The sequence below is a fragment of the Pedobacter sp. GR22-10 genome (genome assembly GCF_026239715.1).
Taxonomy (GTDB): Bacteria; Bacteroidota; Bacteroidia; order Sphingobacteriales; family Sphingobacteriaceae; genus Pedobacter.
In genome coordinates this window covers 620,082-638,227 of record NZ_JAPIVR010000002.1, presented here as the reverse complement: position 1 = coordinate 638,227, position 18,146 = coordinate 620,082, and the positions used below count along the sequence as shown (strand labels likewise).

At 41.9% G+C, this 18,146-nt stretch carries 17 protein-coding genes and 1 tRNA gene; 6 read left to right on the top strand and 12 right to left on the bottom strand.

What is annotated here, in order from left to right; translation table 11 throughout:
* Positions 1 to 45: 45 nt before the first annotated feature.
* Positions 46 to 1,245 carry a tyrosine-type recombinase/integrase gene (locus OQX64_RS10170; protein ID WP_265818688.1) on the bottom strand — a complete coding sequence of 400 codons (1,200 nt, stop codon included), beginning with the start codon at positions 1,243 to 1,245 and terminating at the stop codon, positions 46 to 48.
* 85 nt (positions 1,246 to 1,330) lie between these two features.
* On the opposite strand from OQX64_RS10170, the gene OQX64_RS10165 reads away from it, so the two are divergent.
* Positions 1,331 to 1,735, top strand: a complete 405-nt coding sequence (locus OQX64_RS10165; protein WP_265818687.1) for an EVE domain-containing protein — start codon at positions 1,331 to 1,333, stop codon at positions 1,733 to 1,735.
* Here OQX64_RS10165 and OQX64_RS10160 read toward each other — a convergent pair.
* Both OQX64_RS10160 and OQX64_RS10155 read right to left on the bottom strand, forming a co-directional pair.
* Complete coding sequence (locus tag OQX64_RS10160; RefSeq protein WP_265818686.1) at positions 1,732 to 2,922, bottom strand: cation:proton antiporter; 1,191 nt, start codon at positions 2,920 to 2,922, stop codon at positions 1,732 to 1,734. The two genes, OQX64_RS10165 and OQX64_RS10160, sit on opposite strands and share 4 nt — an antisense overlap.
* Before the next feature lie 69 nt (positions 2,923 to 2,991).
* Complete coding sequence (locus OQX64_RS10155; protein WP_029283387.1) at positions 2,992 to 3,513, bottom strand: acyl-CoA thioesterase; 522 nt, start codon at positions 3,511 to 3,513, stop codon at positions 2,992 to 2,994.
* A 242-nt stretch (positions 3,514 to 3,755) separates the two neighbouring features.
* Between OQX64_RS10155 and amyA the strand changes: the two genes are divergently transcribed.
* Positions 3,756 to 5,246: an alpha-amylase gene (amyA, locus tag OQX64_RS10150; protein WP_265818685.1), complete on the top strand. Its 1,491-nt coding sequence runs from the start codon at positions 3,756 to 3,758 to the stop codon at positions 5,244 to 5,246.
* 561 nt (positions 5,247 to 5,807) lie between these two features.
* Here the strand turns inward: amyA and OQX64_RS10145 are convergent.
* From OQX64_RS10145 to OQX64_RS10120, 6 genes are all read right to left on the bottom strand, one after another.
* Positions 5,808 to 6,734, bottom strand: a complete 927-nt coding sequence (locus OQX64_RS10145) for a hydroxypyruvate isomerase family protein (RefSeq protein ID WP_088302032.1) — start codon at positions 6,732 to 6,734, stop codon at positions 5,808 to 5,810.
* Positions 6,735 to 6,764: 30 nt separating this feature from the next.
* A complete protein-coding gene (locus tag OQX64_RS10140) occupies positions 6,765 to 7,697 on the bottom strand; it encodes an FAD:protein FMN transferase (RefSeq protein WP_265818684.1) in 933 nt (310 codons plus the stop codon).
* Positions 7,698 to 7,763: 66 nt separating this feature from the next.
* Entirely contained in the window at positions 7,764 to 9,083 is a 1,320-nt protein-coding gene (locus tag OQX64_RS10135) for a Gfo/Idh/MocA family oxidoreductase (RefSeq protein ID WP_265818683.1), read from the bottom strand.
* Positions 9,084 to 9,114: 31 nt separating this feature from the next.
* Complete coding sequence (locus OQX64_RS10130) at positions 9,115 to 10,077, bottom strand: formylglycine-generating enzyme family protein (RefSeq protein ID WP_265818682.1); 963 nt, start codon at positions 10,075 to 10,077, stop codon at positions 9,115 to 9,117.
* A gap of 145 nt (positions 10,078 to 10,222) precedes the next feature.
* Positions 10,223 to 11,500, bottom strand: coding sequence for a DUF5103 domain-containing protein (locus OQX64_RS10125; RefSeq protein ID WP_265818681.1), 1,278 nt, complete (start codon positions 11,498 to 11,500; stop codon positions 10,223 to 10,225).
* Between the two features lie 218 nt (positions 11,501 to 11,718).
* Complete coding sequence (locus OQX64_RS10120; protein ID WP_265819047.1) at positions 11,719 to 13,626, bottom strand: ABC-F family ATP-binding cassette domain-containing protein; 1,908 nt, start codon at positions 13,624 to 13,626, stop codon at positions 11,719 to 11,721.
* A 286-nt stretch (positions 13,627 to 13,912) separates the two neighbouring features.
* Here OQX64_RS10120 and nudK point away from each other — a divergent pair, with 286 nt between their 5' ends.
* The 4 genes from nudK to OQX64_RS10100 all read left to right on the top strand — a co-directional run bounded on the left by nudK (position 13,913) and on the right by OQX64_RS10100 (position 16,870).
* Positions 13,913 to 14,497 (top strand): GDP-mannose pyrophosphatase NudK, encoded by a 585-nt coding sequence (gene nudK, locus OQX64_RS10115; protein ID WP_265818680.1) that lies wholly within the window; start codon positions 13,913 to 13,915, stop codon positions 14,495 to 14,497.
* 105 nt (positions 14,498 to 14,602) lie between these two features.
* Positions 14,603 to 15,010, top strand: coding sequence for an Rrf2 family transcriptional regulator (locus OQX64_RS10110; protein ID WP_265818679.1), 408 nt, complete (start codon positions 14,603 to 14,605; stop codon positions 15,008 to 15,010).
* A 38-nt stretch (positions 15,011 to 15,048) separates the two neighbouring features.
* A complete protein-coding gene (locus OQX64_RS10105; RefSeq protein ID WP_322974955.1) occupies positions 15,049 to 15,726 on the top strand; it encodes an NAD(P)-dependent oxidoreductase in 678 nt (225 codons plus the stop codon).
* Positions 15,727 to 15,838: 112 nt separating this feature from the next.
* Positions 15,839 to 16,870: a quinone-dependent dihydroorotate dehydrogenase gene (locus OQX64_RS10100; RefSeq protein WP_088302041.1), complete on the top strand. Its 1,032-nt coding sequence runs from the start codon at positions 15,839 to 15,841 to the stop codon at positions 16,868 to 16,870.
* 132 nt (positions 16,871 to 17,002) lie between these two features.
* Here the strand turns inward: OQX64_RS10100 and OQX64_RS10095 are convergent, their stop codons facing one another.
* The 3 genes from OQX64_RS10095 to OQX64_RS10085 form a co-directional block, all read right to left on the bottom strand.
* Positions 17,003 to 17,719, bottom strand: a complete 717-nt coding sequence (locus OQX64_RS10095) for a YoaK family protein (protein ID WP_265818678.1) — start codon at positions 17,717 to 17,719, stop codon at positions 17,003 to 17,005.
* 106 nt (positions 17,720 to 17,825) lie between these two features.
* Complete coding sequence (locus OQX64_RS10090; RefSeq protein WP_010602219.1) at positions 17,826 to 17,996, bottom strand: hypothetical protein; 171 nt, start codon at positions 17,994 to 17,996, stop codon at positions 17,826 to 17,828.
* A gap of 34 nt (positions 17,997 to 18,030) precedes the next feature.
* Positions 18,031 to 18,104: transfer RNA gene (locus tag OQX64_RS10085), tRNA-Cys, on the bottom strand.
* Between the last annotated feature and the right edge of the window lie 42 nt (positions 18,105 to 18,146).

Below are 18,146 nucleotides of genomic sequence, written 5' to 3'. Positions count from 1 at the left end.
TCAGCAGAGCATTTTCTACTCTGCTGTAAAGTTATTCATGTAATCTTAAAATAGATCGCTTTTAGATGGCTTTATTTCATTCTTAAATAAGCGCTCTTTTATATAAAGTGTTGTAACCTGTAAGTTTGCGTGTCTGTTTCGTTGGCGTATTTCTTCGTAGGATGCGCCAGATTCTATGTCATAATAGTTTGAAGTGTGTTTCAATGCGTAAAGCTTTAAATGACACGGGAGATTGTGTTTGCTTTTAAAGAACCTCCAGTTTTGCCCAAAATAGTCGGAACAGACCTGTAAATATGCTGGTTTATTTCTTCCACCGAAAACAAACCATTCTTTTGGAAAACCACCTATTAACTGATTTAAAAGGTTTAAAGTGTCTCTATCCAGTTTAAATCGGGCTTCATTACCATTTTTTGTTTTTGATGGCGGTATTATTAGTACTTCGTCTTTCAAGTTTAAATCAGCAATTTGAAGCCTTGTTAATTCCAACGGTCTGATGTTATATTTGAAAAGTAGCTTAGTCGCTACATATAAGCCGAAATGACGCTTGTCGTTTGATAATAGTGATGAAACCAGTAGTAATTCTTCTTTCTCGAAAACTTTAAAACGTGTAGAATCATAACGAGTGACTTTCTTACTTACCTTATCACATGGGTTTTCTTTGATGATCTTCAGGTCTTTTAAATAATTGAAGAATGTACCAAGGTCAATAAGGTAAGTATTGTAGCTTACTTTACCCCAGTTTCTTTCAAATGCTTTAGTATCGACAAATTCCTTTACATGTACGTTAGTTATGTTTTTTGCTTTAATGTGGGTAAGATTATTATTGTCGAGAAACGACCTAAAATGCATCATCAAAATTTTGTTATTCTTTAGCGTTTTCTTAGCTATCGATTGATTTTTAAGGGCATCTTCACGTTTATTTATCCAATATGAAATGCATTCTTCAATCGATGAAGTTGAGTTTATAACCTCTTCGTTTTGTAAATTGGTCAAAGGGTTCCAATTGTCGTTGAGTAATGTGACCAATTCTAATATGAGTTTCTTAGCTTCATCCCTAATCAATTTTATATTCCCGTCATTCTTTCCAATGTATTTCCTAATCCGTGCAGATTTATTAGTTTTGGGGTCTAAATAGTAGAAATAAACATAGGGCTTATTAGAACCTGTAAAGGTTTTCGGGATGCTTAAATAGAATTCATAATCTTCCCAAATGTGGATAAGTTGGGATTGCTTTGACTGTTTCATAAAGTTGCTTTTGTCGCCACTTTTGTCGCCAATTCGAAAATTGAACCAATAATATGCCTTTAAAGCCCTTTAAATAAAGAATAAGATGAACCATTGGTTAGTAAAATCAGAGCCTTTTAAATACAGCTGGGAAAAATTTAATGAAGATGGCCGTACCTTTTGGGATGGCGTTCGGAATTACCAGGCCAGAAACAATCTTAGGGACATGAAAGAAGGCGATTTGGTGCTGTATTACCACAGCAATGAAGGCAAAAATGTAGTGGGCGTAGCAAAGGTGGTGAAAGAATCTTACCAGGATCCTACCACGGATGATAAAAACTGGGTGGTGGTCGATTTGGTACCCGTAGAATCATTAAAAAACCCGGTAACACTGGAGCAGATTAAAGCAGAGCCCAGCCTTTCTGATATCTCACTGGTGCGCCAGGGGCGTTTATCGGTCATGCCGTTAAAAGCTACTGAATTTGATAAAATTTTAGAAATGGGCAGTTAAGCTGCCGGGATCTCTTCCGTTCTGGTTTTACTTAAGGTAATGCCAAGCGTCATGACAATGCTGGTACCCAAAACCACCAGGAATAAAAAGGACGTACCCACCTCCGGAATCTTCAGCGAAGCGGGCAGGTTAAAATAAAGCAAAATACTGATCAGTCCGCGGGGCGCAATATAGGCGATGGGGGTTAGTGCACCCTTTTTGAAAACCTTTAGGAAGAAAAAACGGACGGCATAAATGGTGATCAGGATAAAAAGTCCGTTGGCCAGTACGGGTTTATCATTCAGCTCACTGATGTTCATGGTGAAGCCAAAAATCACGAAGAAAAACGTGCGTAAAATAAAGGCACTTTCTGCTGAGAGCTGATAAAGTTGGGATAAATCGGCTGTAAGGTTTTTATACAAAAACACCCCCCTGAACCAGGCATTCTGAATGGTATCAGCATTGTTCAGAAACAATCCGGTACTCAGAATTAACACCAATGACGATAAATGGTACGATTGCCCGATGGCGTAAACGAGGATCAGAATGGAAATGATCAGGAAAAATTTAATATGGTGCATCAGTTTGCCCATAATATAAAGCAGCACCACGCAGGCAATTGCCGATAAGAGAATAATTAAAAAGGTGCTCAGGCCCAGGCCAATAAAGGCTGATGTGGTAATGGAATGGTTGGTGATGGCGAAATTAAACAAGATAATGCCGAGAATATCAGAAAAGGAAGATTCATAAATTACAAATTCCCGGTCCTGTTTCCCCAGGGCGGCCGCAGAGGGGATGGCAATGGCCGAACTGATTACGCTGAACGGAATGGCATTGGCAATACAGGTATATAAATCTTTATGGGTAATCTGGTAAATAATCAGCGTAATGATGGTAACGGTGCCCAGCAAAATGGTTAAGGCAGAGAAGAAAGCACTTTTGATGATTTTATTTTTTTCGCGGTCATATTTCAGCTCCAGTGAACCCTCAAAAACAATGAGGATTAAGCCTACGGTGCCGAGTGTAGGTAAAATGGAGAGGAAATTAAAGGTATGGATGTTCAGGTAATCAACCAGGAAGCGAAGGCCAATACCCAGTAAAAGCAACAGTAAAACCGACGGTACTTTGGTTTTACTGGCCACTAAGTCAAACAGATAGGAGAAGATGACCAATCCGCTTAAAATAATCAGTATGGTATAGGTTGTCATATTTTTTGCGAATGATAAGCTGCTAAAATAAGACAAACAGATGAAGCAGAAAGAAGTTTGATGTAAATTTTAGGCTTTAAAGAAGAGGGCTTTCAGTTCGCTGGCATCATCAGGGTTCATTTTCCCACCCAAAACCAGTCGCAATTGCCTGCGGCGCAAGGCACCGTTAAAAAGTTCCAGCTCTTCGGGCGTTTCCGGAATCAGCTCGGGTACAGGAATGGTCCGGGCACTCTGATCAAGCGCTACAAAAGTATAATAAGCCTCATTGCTTTTCTGGCGTGCACCGCTTGGGATATTTTCTGCCCATACATCTAAACGCACTTCTACAGAAGTATTAAAAGCCCGGGTAACTTTCGCCTCAATGGTAATGACATCACCCAGTTTAATTGGGTGTTTGAAAGATACATTATCTACAGAGGCGGTTACCACAATCCGGTTGCAGTGTTTCTGCGCAGAAATGGCTGCCGCAATATCCATCCAATGCAGTAACCGACCGCCCATCAGGTTATTGAGCGTATTGGTATCATTGGGTAATACCAGTTCATTCATGATGGTAAAACTCTCTCTGGCAAATTTATTTTTCAGACTCATAATCCAGCAAAAGTAATCAAAAAGACGGTTAGTTGTTTGGTTGGGCGAGCATTGGTTAGTGGTTTAGTATGGGCTAGGGGAACATGTTGCTGATGAGTGTGTTTTTTTTTGTTAAGCTACCAGCTTGCCACCCGCTTAACTGCTAAACTTCTAACCCAAAATACCCGGCACTAACCCAGCATCACGCTCTCTCTGACTATCGCCAAACAAACGTATATTTACCCTGAAAATAACAGCCGCACATGCAGAATCAAACGCTCATTCAATATTTCCATTGGTATTACAATGAATCAGAAAACTTATGGATCAAAGTGGCGAAGGAAGCTGCTTACCTGAAAGGAATCGGCGTAACGGGTGTTTGGTTGCCTCCGGCCTATAAGGCCAGTACCGGTGGTTATTCTGTTGGTTATGACATTTATGACCTGTTCGATTTAGGGGAGTTTGATCAAAAGGGAAGCATCAATACCAAATACGGATCAAAGGAAGAATACCTGGCGGCCATCCGGGCTTTGCAGCAGCAGGGCATCACTGCCATTGCCGACATTGTTTTTAACCACAAGGCAGGGGCAGATGAGGTGGAGAAAGTAAAGGTAAGAACGGTAAACCCTGAAAACCGGAACGAATTTACCAGTGATGTTTTTGAAATTGAAGCCTGGACGAAGTTTACCTTTCCCAGTAGGAAGGGCAGGTATTCTGCTTTTATTTGGGATCATCAATGTTTCAGTGGGGTAGACTGGGCAGAAGACCGTAAAGAAACCGCCATTTATTCCATCCAGAATTTTGTGGGTGAGGGCTTTGAAGAGGTGCCTTCTACAGAGCTTGGAAATTATGATTACCTGATGTTCAGTGATATTGATTTCCGTAACCGGGCAGTGGTTGAAGAATTGAAATATTGGGGGGAATGGGTGGTTAACACCACCAACATTGATGGTTTCAGACTGGATGCCGTGAAACACATCAACCCTGATTTTATTAAAGAATGGATCGCACACCTGGATACAACCTTTAATAAGCAGTTTTTTATTGTGGCAGAAGACTGGAACGTCGATAATTATGAATCGCAGCTGGAGTATATCAAACTGATGGAAGGACGGACGCAGATTTTTGATTCTTTACTGCACCATAACTTTTTCATGGCGAGCAAAGAGGGGAATACCTTTGACATGCGGACTATTTTTGACAATACCCTGGTGCAGGTGGCACCTGAATCGGCAGTTACTTTTGTGGATAACCACGATTCTCAACCGCTGCAGGCCCTGGAAAGTTATATTGATTTTTGGTTCAGGCCTATGGCCTATGCCATTATCCTGTTGCGTTTACAGGGTATTCCATGTTTATTCTTTCCGGATATATATGGCGGAATTTATGATGATGAGGACAAGGAAGGGGATGAGGTACATATCGAACTGGCCATTTTGCCTGAAGTGGAGGTGATGAGTAAAATCAGGGCTGCGCTTGCCTATGGTGAACAACATGATTATTTCGACCATGGAAACTGTGTGGGCTGGACCCGGGGTGGAGATGATGATCACGAAAATAGTGGCCTTGCAGTGGTGTTGAGCAACAGTGAGGAAGGATACAAAACCATGGAGATAGGAACGCGTTTCGCTGGTAAAACCTTTGTCGATGCCTTAGGTCACCGGTCGCAGGAAGTGGTTATTGATGAAAAAGGCTGTGCCGAATTTCATTGCAATGCCGGAAGTGTGTCGGTATGGGTATTGAAAATGGGGTAAGTTGCTCCAGATTCGTCGTGGTGTGGAGGTAAAACAGCCTGCCCCGATCCATCGGCAAAGCCATCTGTCTGGTACGGCTCACTATAAAGATTGCTTCACGCCATCGCTCAGCCCATACTTCGGTTCGCAATGACGACCTACGTTAGGATAATCGCCAGGAGAGACGACTTTTTCAGCGGGCAAAGCCATCTGTCTGGTACGGCTCACTATAATGATTGCTTCACGCCATCGCTCAGCCCGTACTTCGGTTCGCAATGACGGTTTTTTGTGGGGATTCGTCATGGCGAGGCGGCTTTTTCAGCGGGCGAAGCCATCTGTTTGATACGGCTCACTATAAAGATTGCTTCACACCATCGCTCAGCCCATACTTCGGTTTGCCATGACGACCTACGTTAGAATCGTCATGGCGAGACGACTTTTTCAGCGGGCAAAGCCATCTGTTTGATGCGGCTCACTATAAAGATGGTTTCACGCCATCACTCAGCCCATACTTCGGTTCGCCATGACAATTTACGTTAAATTCGTCATGGCAACGACGCTTTGAGTTGACCATGCTGAACCCTACAGGAAATTATCTTCCGCCCGGTATGCGGCTATAACGGCTAATTCGCCTTCCTTCCCACCTTTTGAATTGCCATGCTCCATGCCCATTACCCCTTTATAGCCTTTGGCATGCAGGTGCTTAAACAGGTTTTTATAATTAATCTCTCCGGTGGTTGGTTCTTTCCTGCCCGGATTATCGCCAATCTGGATATAGGCAATCTCATCCCAGCAACGATCGATGGTTTTAATTAAATCGCCCTCGGTGCGCTGCATATGGTAAATGTCGTACAGAATTTTACACGACGGACTTTGCACGGCCTTGCAAACGGCATAGGTTTCATTGGTTTTCTGCAGGAATAATTCAGGCGTATCACTTAAGGTTTCAAGCACCATGACTAAGCCATGCGGTTCAAAAATTTCTGCTCCGGCACGCATGGCATCAATCACATTGGCGAACTGATTGCCGTAGGGTAAATTGCGCTCGTAAAATCCCGGAACCACCGTAAGCCATTTGGCATTGCAGCGTTTGGCTGCTTCAACCGATTTTTTGCAGGTGGCGATAAATTTATCTTTAAACTCTTTTTTCCCGGTGGTGAGCGATGTTTTCCAGTTGTCGCCGCCATCTACCACAAAAACTCCCATTCGCATACCGAGTTTAGTCAGCAGTTTTCCGATTTTTTCCTGTTCTTCCACCGGTCGGTTCAGGTAACCGTTATCTTCAATGGAACGGAAGCCTTTATCATACATAAACTGGATCTGATCCAGAAAACTTTTGCCGGCATGGTTTTCAAACATGCCCTGGTGCGGGGCATAATCCATATTGAACACTTTATCTGCTGCGGATGGATCGGATTTCCCGGCGGCAAAGGTATTGGTAATGCCTGCGCCGGCAGTAAGGGCGCCCGCTGTAAGCAGGCTGCTTTTTATAAATTCACTTCTTTTCATTTAGGGGTGGTTAAAATGTAAAAGCCGGTTTTAATGTTTTAATATTTTTTTAAATCCTGTACTTAAGGTATCGGCAATCGCACCATCTGGCTGGTGGTACACAAAGTAAGCTTCCAGATTTGGGCGTTCTTCCACAAATTTCAGGGCGTCCTGAAGGTGCATGCCCATTAAGGCATTGTCATAGCCATCAGCGGTTATGGCATCTGCCGCATAAACCGTTACACTGATCATTTCATTTTCCAAAGGATAGCCGGTTCTTGCATTGATCAGGTGCGAAATCTTTTTCTTCCCGCTTTGGTGAAATTTCCTATAGTTGCCCGAAGTGGTAATGGCGCCCTGATTTAAAACCGCAATATGCCTGATGGATGGTGCATCGTTCTGATCGGGACCTTCAATCCCTATTCTCATAGGTGAGCCGTCAGGCTTCGGACCTGCAACCCTGATTTCTCCGCCCAGTTCAGCGACATAACTTTTAATTCCTTTCTGATCCAGGTAAGCGGCAATTAAATCAACACTGTAACCCTGGGCAATGCCGTTTAAGTCAATCTGGATGCAGGGCTTTGTTTTTGTGAGGATACCCTTTTCCAGTTTAAGATTTTGCATGCCCACACATTGGAGGATGGATTTGATCACTGCGGCATCAGGAACCGTGCTGACGTGCTTGGGTCCGAAACCCCAGGCCTGCACCAGTGGCGCAACAGTAATGTCAAATATCCCTTTCGTATCGGCATTGATTTCAAAACTTCTTTGCAACACCGCATTTAAAAAACGATCTGTTCGGATTTGTTTCTCTGCAGCATTAAACTGATTGATCAGCGAACCTTTCTGGTATAAAGACATCGACTGATCAATCACTTTTAATAAACTATCAATACCACTTTTGGTTGCCACACTATCCTTTGCATAATATAAGATGGTATAATCTGTTCCCTGTGCCAGTCCGCTGATTTTGTATGCTTTCATTTCATCTACAGAAAATAAAGCAAAAAGTATAGGTAAACACAGGAACAGGATTTTATACATAGGACCTTACAAAACTTTGGTTTTACCCGGCATAGGAATAGGATAGAGGCCATTCTCATCAGGCATTAATTTCGGGTTGGCATCCCAGGCGAAACGCTCGGGCATTAAGCTGTTGTTTGCCGCCAGGGCTTCATCCCATTTAATGGTTTGGCCCGAATAGGTAGCATAACGCCCCATAATGCCTGAAAAGGTGGTTGTGGCACCATAGTCGGCATTGGTAAATTTATATTCTCCTTTTGATATGGCATCAAAAAGTTCATCATGTTCGGTTTGATAGGGGTTGGCGTTCCCTTTGGTATTGTGGTTATAAATTTCCTTTCCGCTGGCATCCCAGATAATGGCCTGGTTACCCGCCGATAGGTAAACTTTTCCTTTTGTCCCCTGGAAGCTTTCATCAACCCGGTTTCGGGTGCCTTCAAAATGCCTGCACTGGCTGTAAATCTTTGCGCCATTGGCATAGGTAAATTCATTGGCATGGTTATCATAAATTTCACCATAGTCTTTTCCGGTGCGCCAGGCCCTGCTTCCTGTACCTTCTACTGAAATGGGATGCTGCCCGGTGATCCAGTTGGCGATATCAATGTTATGTACATGTTGTTCTACAATGTGATCGCCACATAACCAGTTAAAATAATACCAGTTGCGCATCTGATACTCCATCTCTGTCTGGTTCGCCGTACGCGGACGAACCCAAACCCCGCCACTGTTCCAGTATACCTGGCCGGAAACGATGTCTCCGATGGCACCATCCTGAATGCGTTTCATGGCTTCACGGTAATTACTCTGGTATCTTCTCTGTAAACCCACCACCACGTTAAGCTTTTTCTTTTTGGCTTCTTCAGCTGCGGCCAATACTTTTCTGATGCCTGGTGCATCTACGGCAACCGGTTTTTCCATGAATACATGTTTACCTTGTTTTACCGCTTCTTCAAAGTGAATGGGCCTGAAACCCGGAGGCGTGACCAGCAAAACGACATCTGCCAGGGGAATGGCTTTCTGATAAGCATCAAAACCCACAAACTGGCGTTCTTTCGGGACATCCATTTTGGCGGCAAACTTGCTGCTTAACGATTGGTAACTGCTATCCAGCCGATCCTGAAAAGCATCGGCCATGGCCACTAATTTTAAATTGAATTTGGTGCTTAACGCCTGGAATGCGGCACCTGTTCCGCGGTCGCCACAACCGATCAGTGCAATTTTGATGGTATCACTACCCGCTGCATAAGCACCTGCAAGGGGGATGCTGCTTAAAATGGCGCCACCGGCCAGCAGGGCAGAGGCTTTTAAAAAATCGCGTCTTTCGTGTACGTTTGGTTCTTTTTTCATGCTTGGTTTATATTGGTTTGGTCAATTGGTATTATAAATCTTTAATCGGTTGTTTATTGTAATAGGCATCAATTTCAGCTTTTGACGGTGTTTTGGCCGGGCGAACTAAACGGATGCCAACAAAGGGTGCTTCAGGAAACCACCAGTTGCTTTTAGGGATTTGTGGGTCAAGTTGTTTCCAGGAGGGGTCTGAAGCCAGCCGTACAGCAGAGGTGAGGTTTTCCGGTGTTTCATCATACGAACCACCGCGAACAGCATTCGGGTAAAGCTGATTGGGGATGGCCACGGGATTAACCGCCACTTTTGCTTGATCTCTGGCATAAAAATCAGCAATATACTGGTCGTATGTCCATTCGCTAACGTTGCCGTGCATATCAAACAGCCCCCAGGCATTGGCTTTTTTTTGTCCCACGGGATGCGTTTTATTGTCGCTGTTGGCTTTATACCAGGCATAATCTTTCAGGTTGGCCTGGTCGTTACCAAAAGAATAATCAGTGGTGGTACCGGCCCGGCAGGCATATTCCCACTCTGCCTCGGTGGGCAGGCGGTAAAACACACCGGTACGTACATAAAGCCATTTGCAGAATTGAATGGCGTTGTACTGGGTCATGGCTACAGCAGGCTGATGTTCCTTGCCCATGCCAAAAGTCATGTCTAAATAGGGTTTAGTAGGGCGGGTAACGGCGTCTACTTCTGCAGGAATGGCACCGATACTGGCTTGTTTCTCGTAATCCCGGTAAAGGAAGGGTTCAAAAATATCCCAGGTTACTTCATGTTTACCCATCCAGAAAGCATCCAGCTTAACCTCATGAAGGGGTTGTTCATCTGGCTTGCCGTTTTTACTGCCCATTTTAAAAGTGCCGGCCGGGATGGCCTGCATATCAAAGCTTAATTTGGTTCCGTTGATGGATTGGGTGTATGACTTTGAATCCTGGGCAAAGTTTTGCCCGTGTACAGTGATGATTAATGCCAGTGCAAAAATTCTCTTCAACATATAGATTGGTTAGACACACCTTTTAACAGGTGTTTTTAAATTACTTAATAATCTGATGACTAAAGTAATTATCCCATTTTAAAATGAAGAAAATTTATGTAACAATAAAGGTGTAAATGACAATTATTATTTATGCTAAAAGGTTTTATCTGCTTTCCGGAATCTTATTGCTTAAACTGGTGTAGCCCACCAGGGTATCCCAGCGTGCACCCGGGCGGCGATAATAAACAAAAATCTGGTAACTGTTTTCTGTTTGAAAGAATGATCCTTCAAATGGCTGGGTTTCTACTGTTTTGGTATCTTTATTCAGCCAGGTGTATTCATAATCATATAAGCCCTGTTTCATTAAGATGGTTGCATAAAACTGCTTTCGTTCAGCATCATAAATCAGCTGATTTTCTTTGTTCAGTGCATAATTGTTAAAACGGCCAATCACGTAAGCCTCGCCATTGGCACCTGGTGCGGCAGCATTCAGGGTAAAAAGTACATCGATGTATTCTGATTCTGTTTTATCATCCCTGCCATCGGTGTTGCGGATAAAGAAGTTGCCGTTTTCATCAAACTGATTGCCGAAAGCACCAGTGTTTCGGGGTGCATCTTTGAAAAGCATTACATTCACCGTCTGGTTGTCGCGGTAAATATCTTTTACATTTTCTGCTTTGTACCGCAGGCTTCTGGTATCAAATTTTCTGAATTCGTTATTTCCCGGAAAATCATTGGTGTTGATATCGTTGTAAACCAGCTGATTCGGACGGATAAAAGCCGGACGGGTATTAACCACTGCCGTATTCGGATCAAAATTTTGCATCACCACTGCTTTGATGTCCTGGTAAGGATTTGCAATCTGCATGGTATAATTGATGCTGAAATTAATTTTCTGCCGTGCGTTCCGGTCTGCCACCTGCACGGGATTGGTGATCTCGCCCGCAACGGCTACCTGGCTATCCAGAATATAAAAACGCTGTGAAATAACAGGCTTACTTTTATCGTTGTCCAGGTAAACTTTAAGCATATAATTGCCGCTGATTTTCGGTTGGATTTGTGTATTCGGCAGGCTGATTTCGTAATGGGTATATTTTCTGACGGTGTTTGAGGAATAGCGGTAATCAATGACGCGGTCATCATTGAAACCATCCAGATAATCTGTGGTGGAGATTCTGGAAGATTGCCAGTCGGAAGTACAATGCTCAATCGTGTACCAATAATTTTTGGTTCCACCCAGCAGGTCATCAAAAGTCAGCATGATTTTTTCTGCCGAATTCAACGTAATTACCGGGATGCTTTGTTCTTTTAAAAGGTTATAGCAAATTACCGTTTTGATATTGGGCAGGTATATTTTGTTCTCGTTGCTGAAAGTTTGCTTGTTTTGCGCAAAGGTCAGGGAAGAGATAAAAAATAAAAGGATGACGATCAGTTTTTGCATAAGTAAATGTAGTGAGATTCATCGTAAAGTCGTCTTTGAGAAGCAGATCTTTCATCCGCTGAAGCGATTTCCCTTTGATGGGCCTGCAAAAGAGATGGCTTCGTCGGCTGAAGAAGCCTCTTCGCAAGGATGATTTGGCTGGTAGAATTGACTTACTGAACTTGATAAAAAAAAGCCACAGAAATAGTCCTGTGGCTTTTATCAATATTAAAAATTATTTAACCTTCCAGCTCCATAATTTCAGCAGCTAAGGTTTCCCATTTAGCCTGATGCTGATCCAGATCTTTTTTGGTAGCTAAATAACGCTTATTTGCTTCCGCCAGTTTATCCGATTTGCCATAAACATTTTCATCAGCCAGTTCTGCCTCAATATTTTTTACGGATGTTTCCAGTTCAGCAATGGAAGTTTCTGTTTTCTTCAATTCGTCATTCAGTTTTTTTAACTGACTGGCGGTATTTGGTGTAGCAGGTTTAGGTTCTTCCTTTTGCTTTTCAGGCATCTTTACCGGTATCGGTTTTGAAACCGGAATTTCACGTTTGCTGTTCCATTCTTCATATTCCTCATACGTGCCCGGATATTGCTTAATTTTTTCGCCTTCAATAAACCAGATTTTATTGGCCACATTATCCAGGAAATACCTGTCGTGAGATACCGCAATGAAAGTACCTTCAAACTGTTCCAATGCCTGAATCAGGATGTTCACCGACTGAATGTCCAGGTGGTTGGTCGGCTCATCCAGAATCAGGAAGTTCGAATCTGTGGTTAGGGATTTCGCCAAGGCCACACGTGATTTCTCTCCTCCGGACAGTACTTTAATTTTTTTGAATACATCATCACCGGTAAACAGGAAACAACCTAAAATACTGCGCAATTCGGTATCACTGTGTTTTGGCGCAAATGCCTGTAATTCTTCCAGGATGGAATTTTCAAGGTGTAAGGATTCCAGCTGGTGCTGTGCAAAGAAAGTGGTAGTTACATTATGCCCGGTTTCGCAAAAACCTTCAAATTTCTCCGTACCGGCAATCATCCTCAGTAAAGTGGATTTACCCTTTCCGTTGGCACCAATTAAGGCAATTTTATCGCCTTTTTCAATCACAGCCTCTGCATCTTCCAAAATATGAACATTTGGATAATGTTTGGTAGCATGTTCAATGCGGACCACATGGCGGCCGGATGGTTTGGTAAATTTAAAGCTGAAATTTACCGTTGGGTTATCATCATCTACATCATCCACACGCTCCATTTTATCCAGGGCTTTCATGCGTGATTGAGCCATTTTCGCCTTTGAGGCTTTGGCCTTAAAACGCTCAATTAAACGCTCTTCCTGTTTAATCTTCGCCTGCTGGTTTTTAAATTCGCCTTTCTGGATCTCTCCGCGTAATGCTTTTTCTTCTACATAAAAGCTGTAATTACCGGCATAAACCGTTAATTTTCCTTTGCGTGATTCAACGGTGCGGTTTACGATTTTATCTAAGAAGTACCTATCGTGTGATACAATGACGATGGCACCTTCAAAACCCATTAAATAGTTTTCCAGCCATTTAATGGATGGTAAATCCATGTGGTTGGTCGGCTCATCCAGCAGGAGGATATCAGGGTTTTGCAAAAGAATTTTGGCCAGCATTACCCGCATGCGCCAACCTCCTGAAAAGGTATTTAGCGGACGTAACTGATCGGCTGTACTGAAACCCAGACCAGCCAGAATTTCATTGGCCCTGTATTCGATGTTGTAACCATCAAGTGCCTCAAATTCCTGCTGTTTATCACTCAGCTTATATAAAACTTCCTCACTGTAATCTGTCTCTATTTTTTTAAGCAGCTCTTCAATTTCATCATGCAGCTTGTTCTGGCGCTCAAAAGCTTCCATGGCTACGTGCAAAATGCTATGGTGTGAATCGTAAGAGAGTAAATCCTGGTTGAGGTAACCGATTTTCAGGTCTTTAGACATGGAAACTGTACCCGAACTCGGTGCGTATTCGCCCACAATTATTTTTAGAAGTGTGGATTTTCCCGTTCCGTTTGCACCAATTAAGCCAGCCCTGTCTCCTGGTTTAATGTGCCAGTTGGCCTCATCATACAAGGCTCTGGAGCCAATCAGGAATGTTAAATTATTTATTGAAATCATTTCGGCTGCAAAAGTACGAATTTTAAAGGCTTTTTTTAGTTTCAAAATGAAATTGGAAATGAAAAGAATTTCAGTCCATTTTATAAGTAAATGGAATAAGATCAGGCTGTGTCTTGCCTGCAATTAACTGCACCTGGTTTACGATTGTACCCTAACTTGTAGTCATTGCCCTTCTTTTTAAATAGTGACGCGATCGCTGATGGAAATGAATGATCAGTTAAATTATGTACCATTTGAGTGAAGTGAACTCAAGATTAGTAATATATTTGGGCGCAAAGCAATTGATATGAACAACGAAAACATTAAGATCATTGACACTGAACTGTTGTCAGATAACTGGTATACCTTAAATAAAGTTACTTTCGAATACCATAAAAAGGATGGATCAGTGGAGACCCAGAGTCGCGAAACCTACGACAGGGGCAACGGTGCAACCATTTTACTTTATAATAAACAGGCAAAAACCGTTGTTTTGACCCGTCAGTTTCGCCTTCCCACCTATGTAAACGGGAATGAAAACGGCATGCTGATTGAAACCTGTGCCGGCTTGCTGGACCAGGACAATGCTGAAACTGCCATTAAACGCGAAACAGAAGAAGAAACAGGTTACAAAATTACAGATGTAAAAAAAGTGTTCGAAGCCTACATGTCGCCGGGTTCTGTGACGGAAATCCTGTATTTTTTTGTGGCTGAATATTCAAAAGAAATGAAAGTGGGTGATGGCGGCGGACACCATGAAGAACAGGAGAATATTGAGGTGTTGGAAATGTCTTTTGATGATGCGGTTAGCATGATTGCAACAGGCGAAATTAAAGATGGAAAAACCATAATGCTTTTACAATATGCACAGCTTCATCATTTATTGGATTAAGGATGCCAGATAACAAAGGCTATGATTCTTTTTAGCAAAAGAATAAATAAATTTTGAAAAGCAGGGAAACTGCTTATCTTTGTACTGTAACAAAAAATATTACAGATGAACAGCCGGTTTCCAGTTTCCCTGCATATCCTCACTTTGCTCCATGATGCGAAAGGGCAGGTGATGAGTTCGGAATACCTGGCCGGAAGCATTAACATTAATCCGGTGCTGGTGCGCAAAGAAATTATGAACCTGCGCAAGCATGGCTTTGTCGATAGCAAAGAGGGGAAAGGCGGCGGTTCTTTTTTAGCGAAGAATGCGACAGATATTAATCTAGGGGAAGTGTATACTGCTGTAAAATCAGATCACATTTTGGGGCAGCATAAAAAGGATCCTAATCCGAAATGTCCGATTGGAAGACAGATCAATCAGCATTTAACAGATTTGTATACGCAGGCTGAACAGGCTCTGATTGAAAACCTGTCTAAACAAACACTGGCAGATTTTGCCTTGAATTTCAATTAAAATTTTTTAACCTTAACTGTAATAAAAATTATTACAATATTAAATCACAATTAAATTTTAAAAACATGAAAGTAGCATTGATTGGCGCATCGGGTTTTGTAGGTAAAGCCCTTTTGAATGAACTGGTAAGTCGCGGAAACGAGGTAATCGCCATTGCCCGTGACACCGATAAAATTGAAAGTACAGATGAAAAAGTAACAAAAGTTGCCGCTGATGTATTAAATACTGATGCATTAGCTGCGGCTTTAAAGGGTGCAGATGCAGTGGTAAGTGCATTTAATCCGGGCTGGACCAATCCAAACCTTTATCACGATACGGTTGCAGGAGCTGAGGCTATTCAGGCAGGTGTTAAAGCTTCAGGTGTTAAACGTTATATTTTTATTGGGGGTGCCGGTACTTTACAAATCGATGGTCACCAGTTGGTAGATGGACCTGATTTTCCTGCAGATATTAAACCTGGTGCCACTGCGGTTAGGGATTACTTTAACACATTAAAAAAAGAAACAGATCTGGACTGGGTATTTTTTAGTCCGGCCATTGAAATGCATCCTGGGATTACCATTGGCCGCACGGGTAAGTACCGTTTAGGCAAAACTTCCCCGGTTTTTAATGAAGAAGGTCGTTCGATATTATCTGTTGAGGATTTATCCATTGTAATTGCCGATGAGCTGGAAAAAAATGCACATCATCAAGAACAGTTTACAGCAGCATACTAAAAAATACAGGATGCCTGAAAAGTGGTGATGTGGTGTCGGGATTAAGGTAAGCGATTGTCCGATTTCCGTATTACATCATCCCTTTTTTCCATATTTTATTTATCTTCGTGGCATGTATCGCCTGATTAAACCAATCTTCTTCAAATTTGACCCTGAGAATGTGCATTACTTTGTGGTTAAGCGGCTCAAATGGTTTAATGATAAGTTTCCCTTAGGCAAAACCATCATCCGGAGTAGTTTTGATATTAACATCAAAGGTCTGGAAAAAGAGGTTTTCGGCATTAAATTCAGAAATCCGGTTGGATTGGCCGCTGGTTTTGATAAGAATGGTGAATATGTAGAAGCATTGAGTAACCTTGGATTTGGTTTCGTGGAAGTAGGTACCGTTACCCCAATGCCACAGCCGGGCAATGATAAACCCAGGATGTTCCGCTTACCCAATGATGAAGCACTGATCAACCGTATGGGGTTTAACAATAAAGGTGTGGATGTGATGGCTGAGCGTTTGCGCTTGCTTAAAGACAGGCATCCTGACATTGTGGTTGGCGGAAACATTGGTAAAAACAAGGCTACACCAAATGAAGATGCGGTAAGTGACTATATTAAATGCTTTGATCGGCTTTTTGATGTAGTAGACTATTTTGTCGTGAATGTGAGTTCTCCCAATACACCAGGTCTTCGCGAATTGCAGGAAAAGGAGCCACTAAAAAATATTCTGAATACCCTCCAGCAACGTAACCGCAAAAATGATATTTCACGTCCGATTTTATTAAAGATAGCACCTGATTTGACGGACGCCCAATTGGATGATATTATTGAGATTGTTGCAGAAACCAATATTGCCGGTATTATCGCCACCAACACCACCATCAGCAGAGCGAATTTAGCTACAGAAAAAGTTTTGGCAGGGGAAACGGGTGGTTTAAGTGGTAAACCGGTAAAAGAGCGGTCTACAGAAGTGATCAGATACCTCTCCGAAAAATCAAATAAAGCTTTCCCGATTATTGGCGTGGGTGGCATTCACTCTCCTGAAGATGCAAAAGAAAAACTGGATGCTGGCGCTTGTCTGATTCAACTGTATACTGGCTTTATTTATGAAGGACCGGGATTAATCAAATCCATCTGCAAGTCGCTGATAAAATAAAGTTTTCTGTTTATCCTTAGGTTGCCTTCAGTAAACATCGTTTACTGACGCATCTAGAATTTTAAGTCAGCAGATCAATTTAAATGTAAAATCTCTAAGGTTGTTTGTTCATCTTAAAAACAGTTTCTCCTGTTAATGATTTCTTTTCCAATGAATGATTTTAAACTTTAGCGTATCGTAAAATAAGCCTAATATTAAAATTATGGTTGGTATGAATAAATTGTGCAGGCCAAGAGAAGGGTAAGTGAGGCCACCAATAACACCACCAATAAAAAAGAAGCAGATTATTCTTAATCGTAATTGCGTGTTTGTGATTAATTTTCTTCTTTGCTCTTCAGTTTTGCGAAAAAATAATTGTGAAAGTTCAATGCCGAGATCTGTAAATAAGCCAGTTAAGTGGGTAGTGCGAATAAGTGCGCCAGAAATTCTTGTGACTAATGAATTTTGTAACCCCATGGCAAACAATAAACTGCAGGCGATTAAATTCGGGTTTTCTGTAATTAACGTTTTGCCGAATAAGGCAACAAGAAATAAGATAATACATTCTATGATGGTAGGTATGACAAAAACATAGCGCATGTTCTTTCTGGATATGATTTCTATCAAAAAACTGGATGTAAATGAACCTAAAAAGAAAAAGAAGATATAAAGAAAATACGCCATGCTCGCGCCAAAATGAAGTTTAAAAACCTCATCTACAAAAAATGCAAAATGACCAGTAACATTTGTAGTTAATTTTTGGACGGCTAAAAAACCGGCAACATTTACCACACCGGCAACGAAAGACAAGAGAGAAGCAATTTTTAGGTTATGACTTAATGTTCTTGATTTTCCGTGATGCGTAAACATTTAATTTTATTGATGCTATAAATTTACATCAAATTTTAACCAATAAAAAAGCATCCTTTGATCAGAAGGATGCTTTAAATCTTTAAGAAGAATTTCTTTCTAAAAACTATTTTGCTAAACCAGCTAAAACAGCATTGTTTTTAGCCAATTGATCGTTTTTAGGTTGAGCAGAACGGCTTCCTAACTCGATGTTAGTTGCTCTTTTTAAAAATGCTACCTCTTGGTGAGCTGTATTTTTATTTCTTCTGTCTTTTCTTTTTAATCTGGTAACTGCCATGGTAATAACCTTTTAATTATTTTATTTGTACAAATGGAGGTCGAGAGCGGATTCGAACCGCTGTAGAAGGTTTTGCAGACCTCTGCCTAGCCACTCGGCCACTCGACCTTTAAATTCAAGGTTGCAAAAATAGCAATTATTACTAAGTCC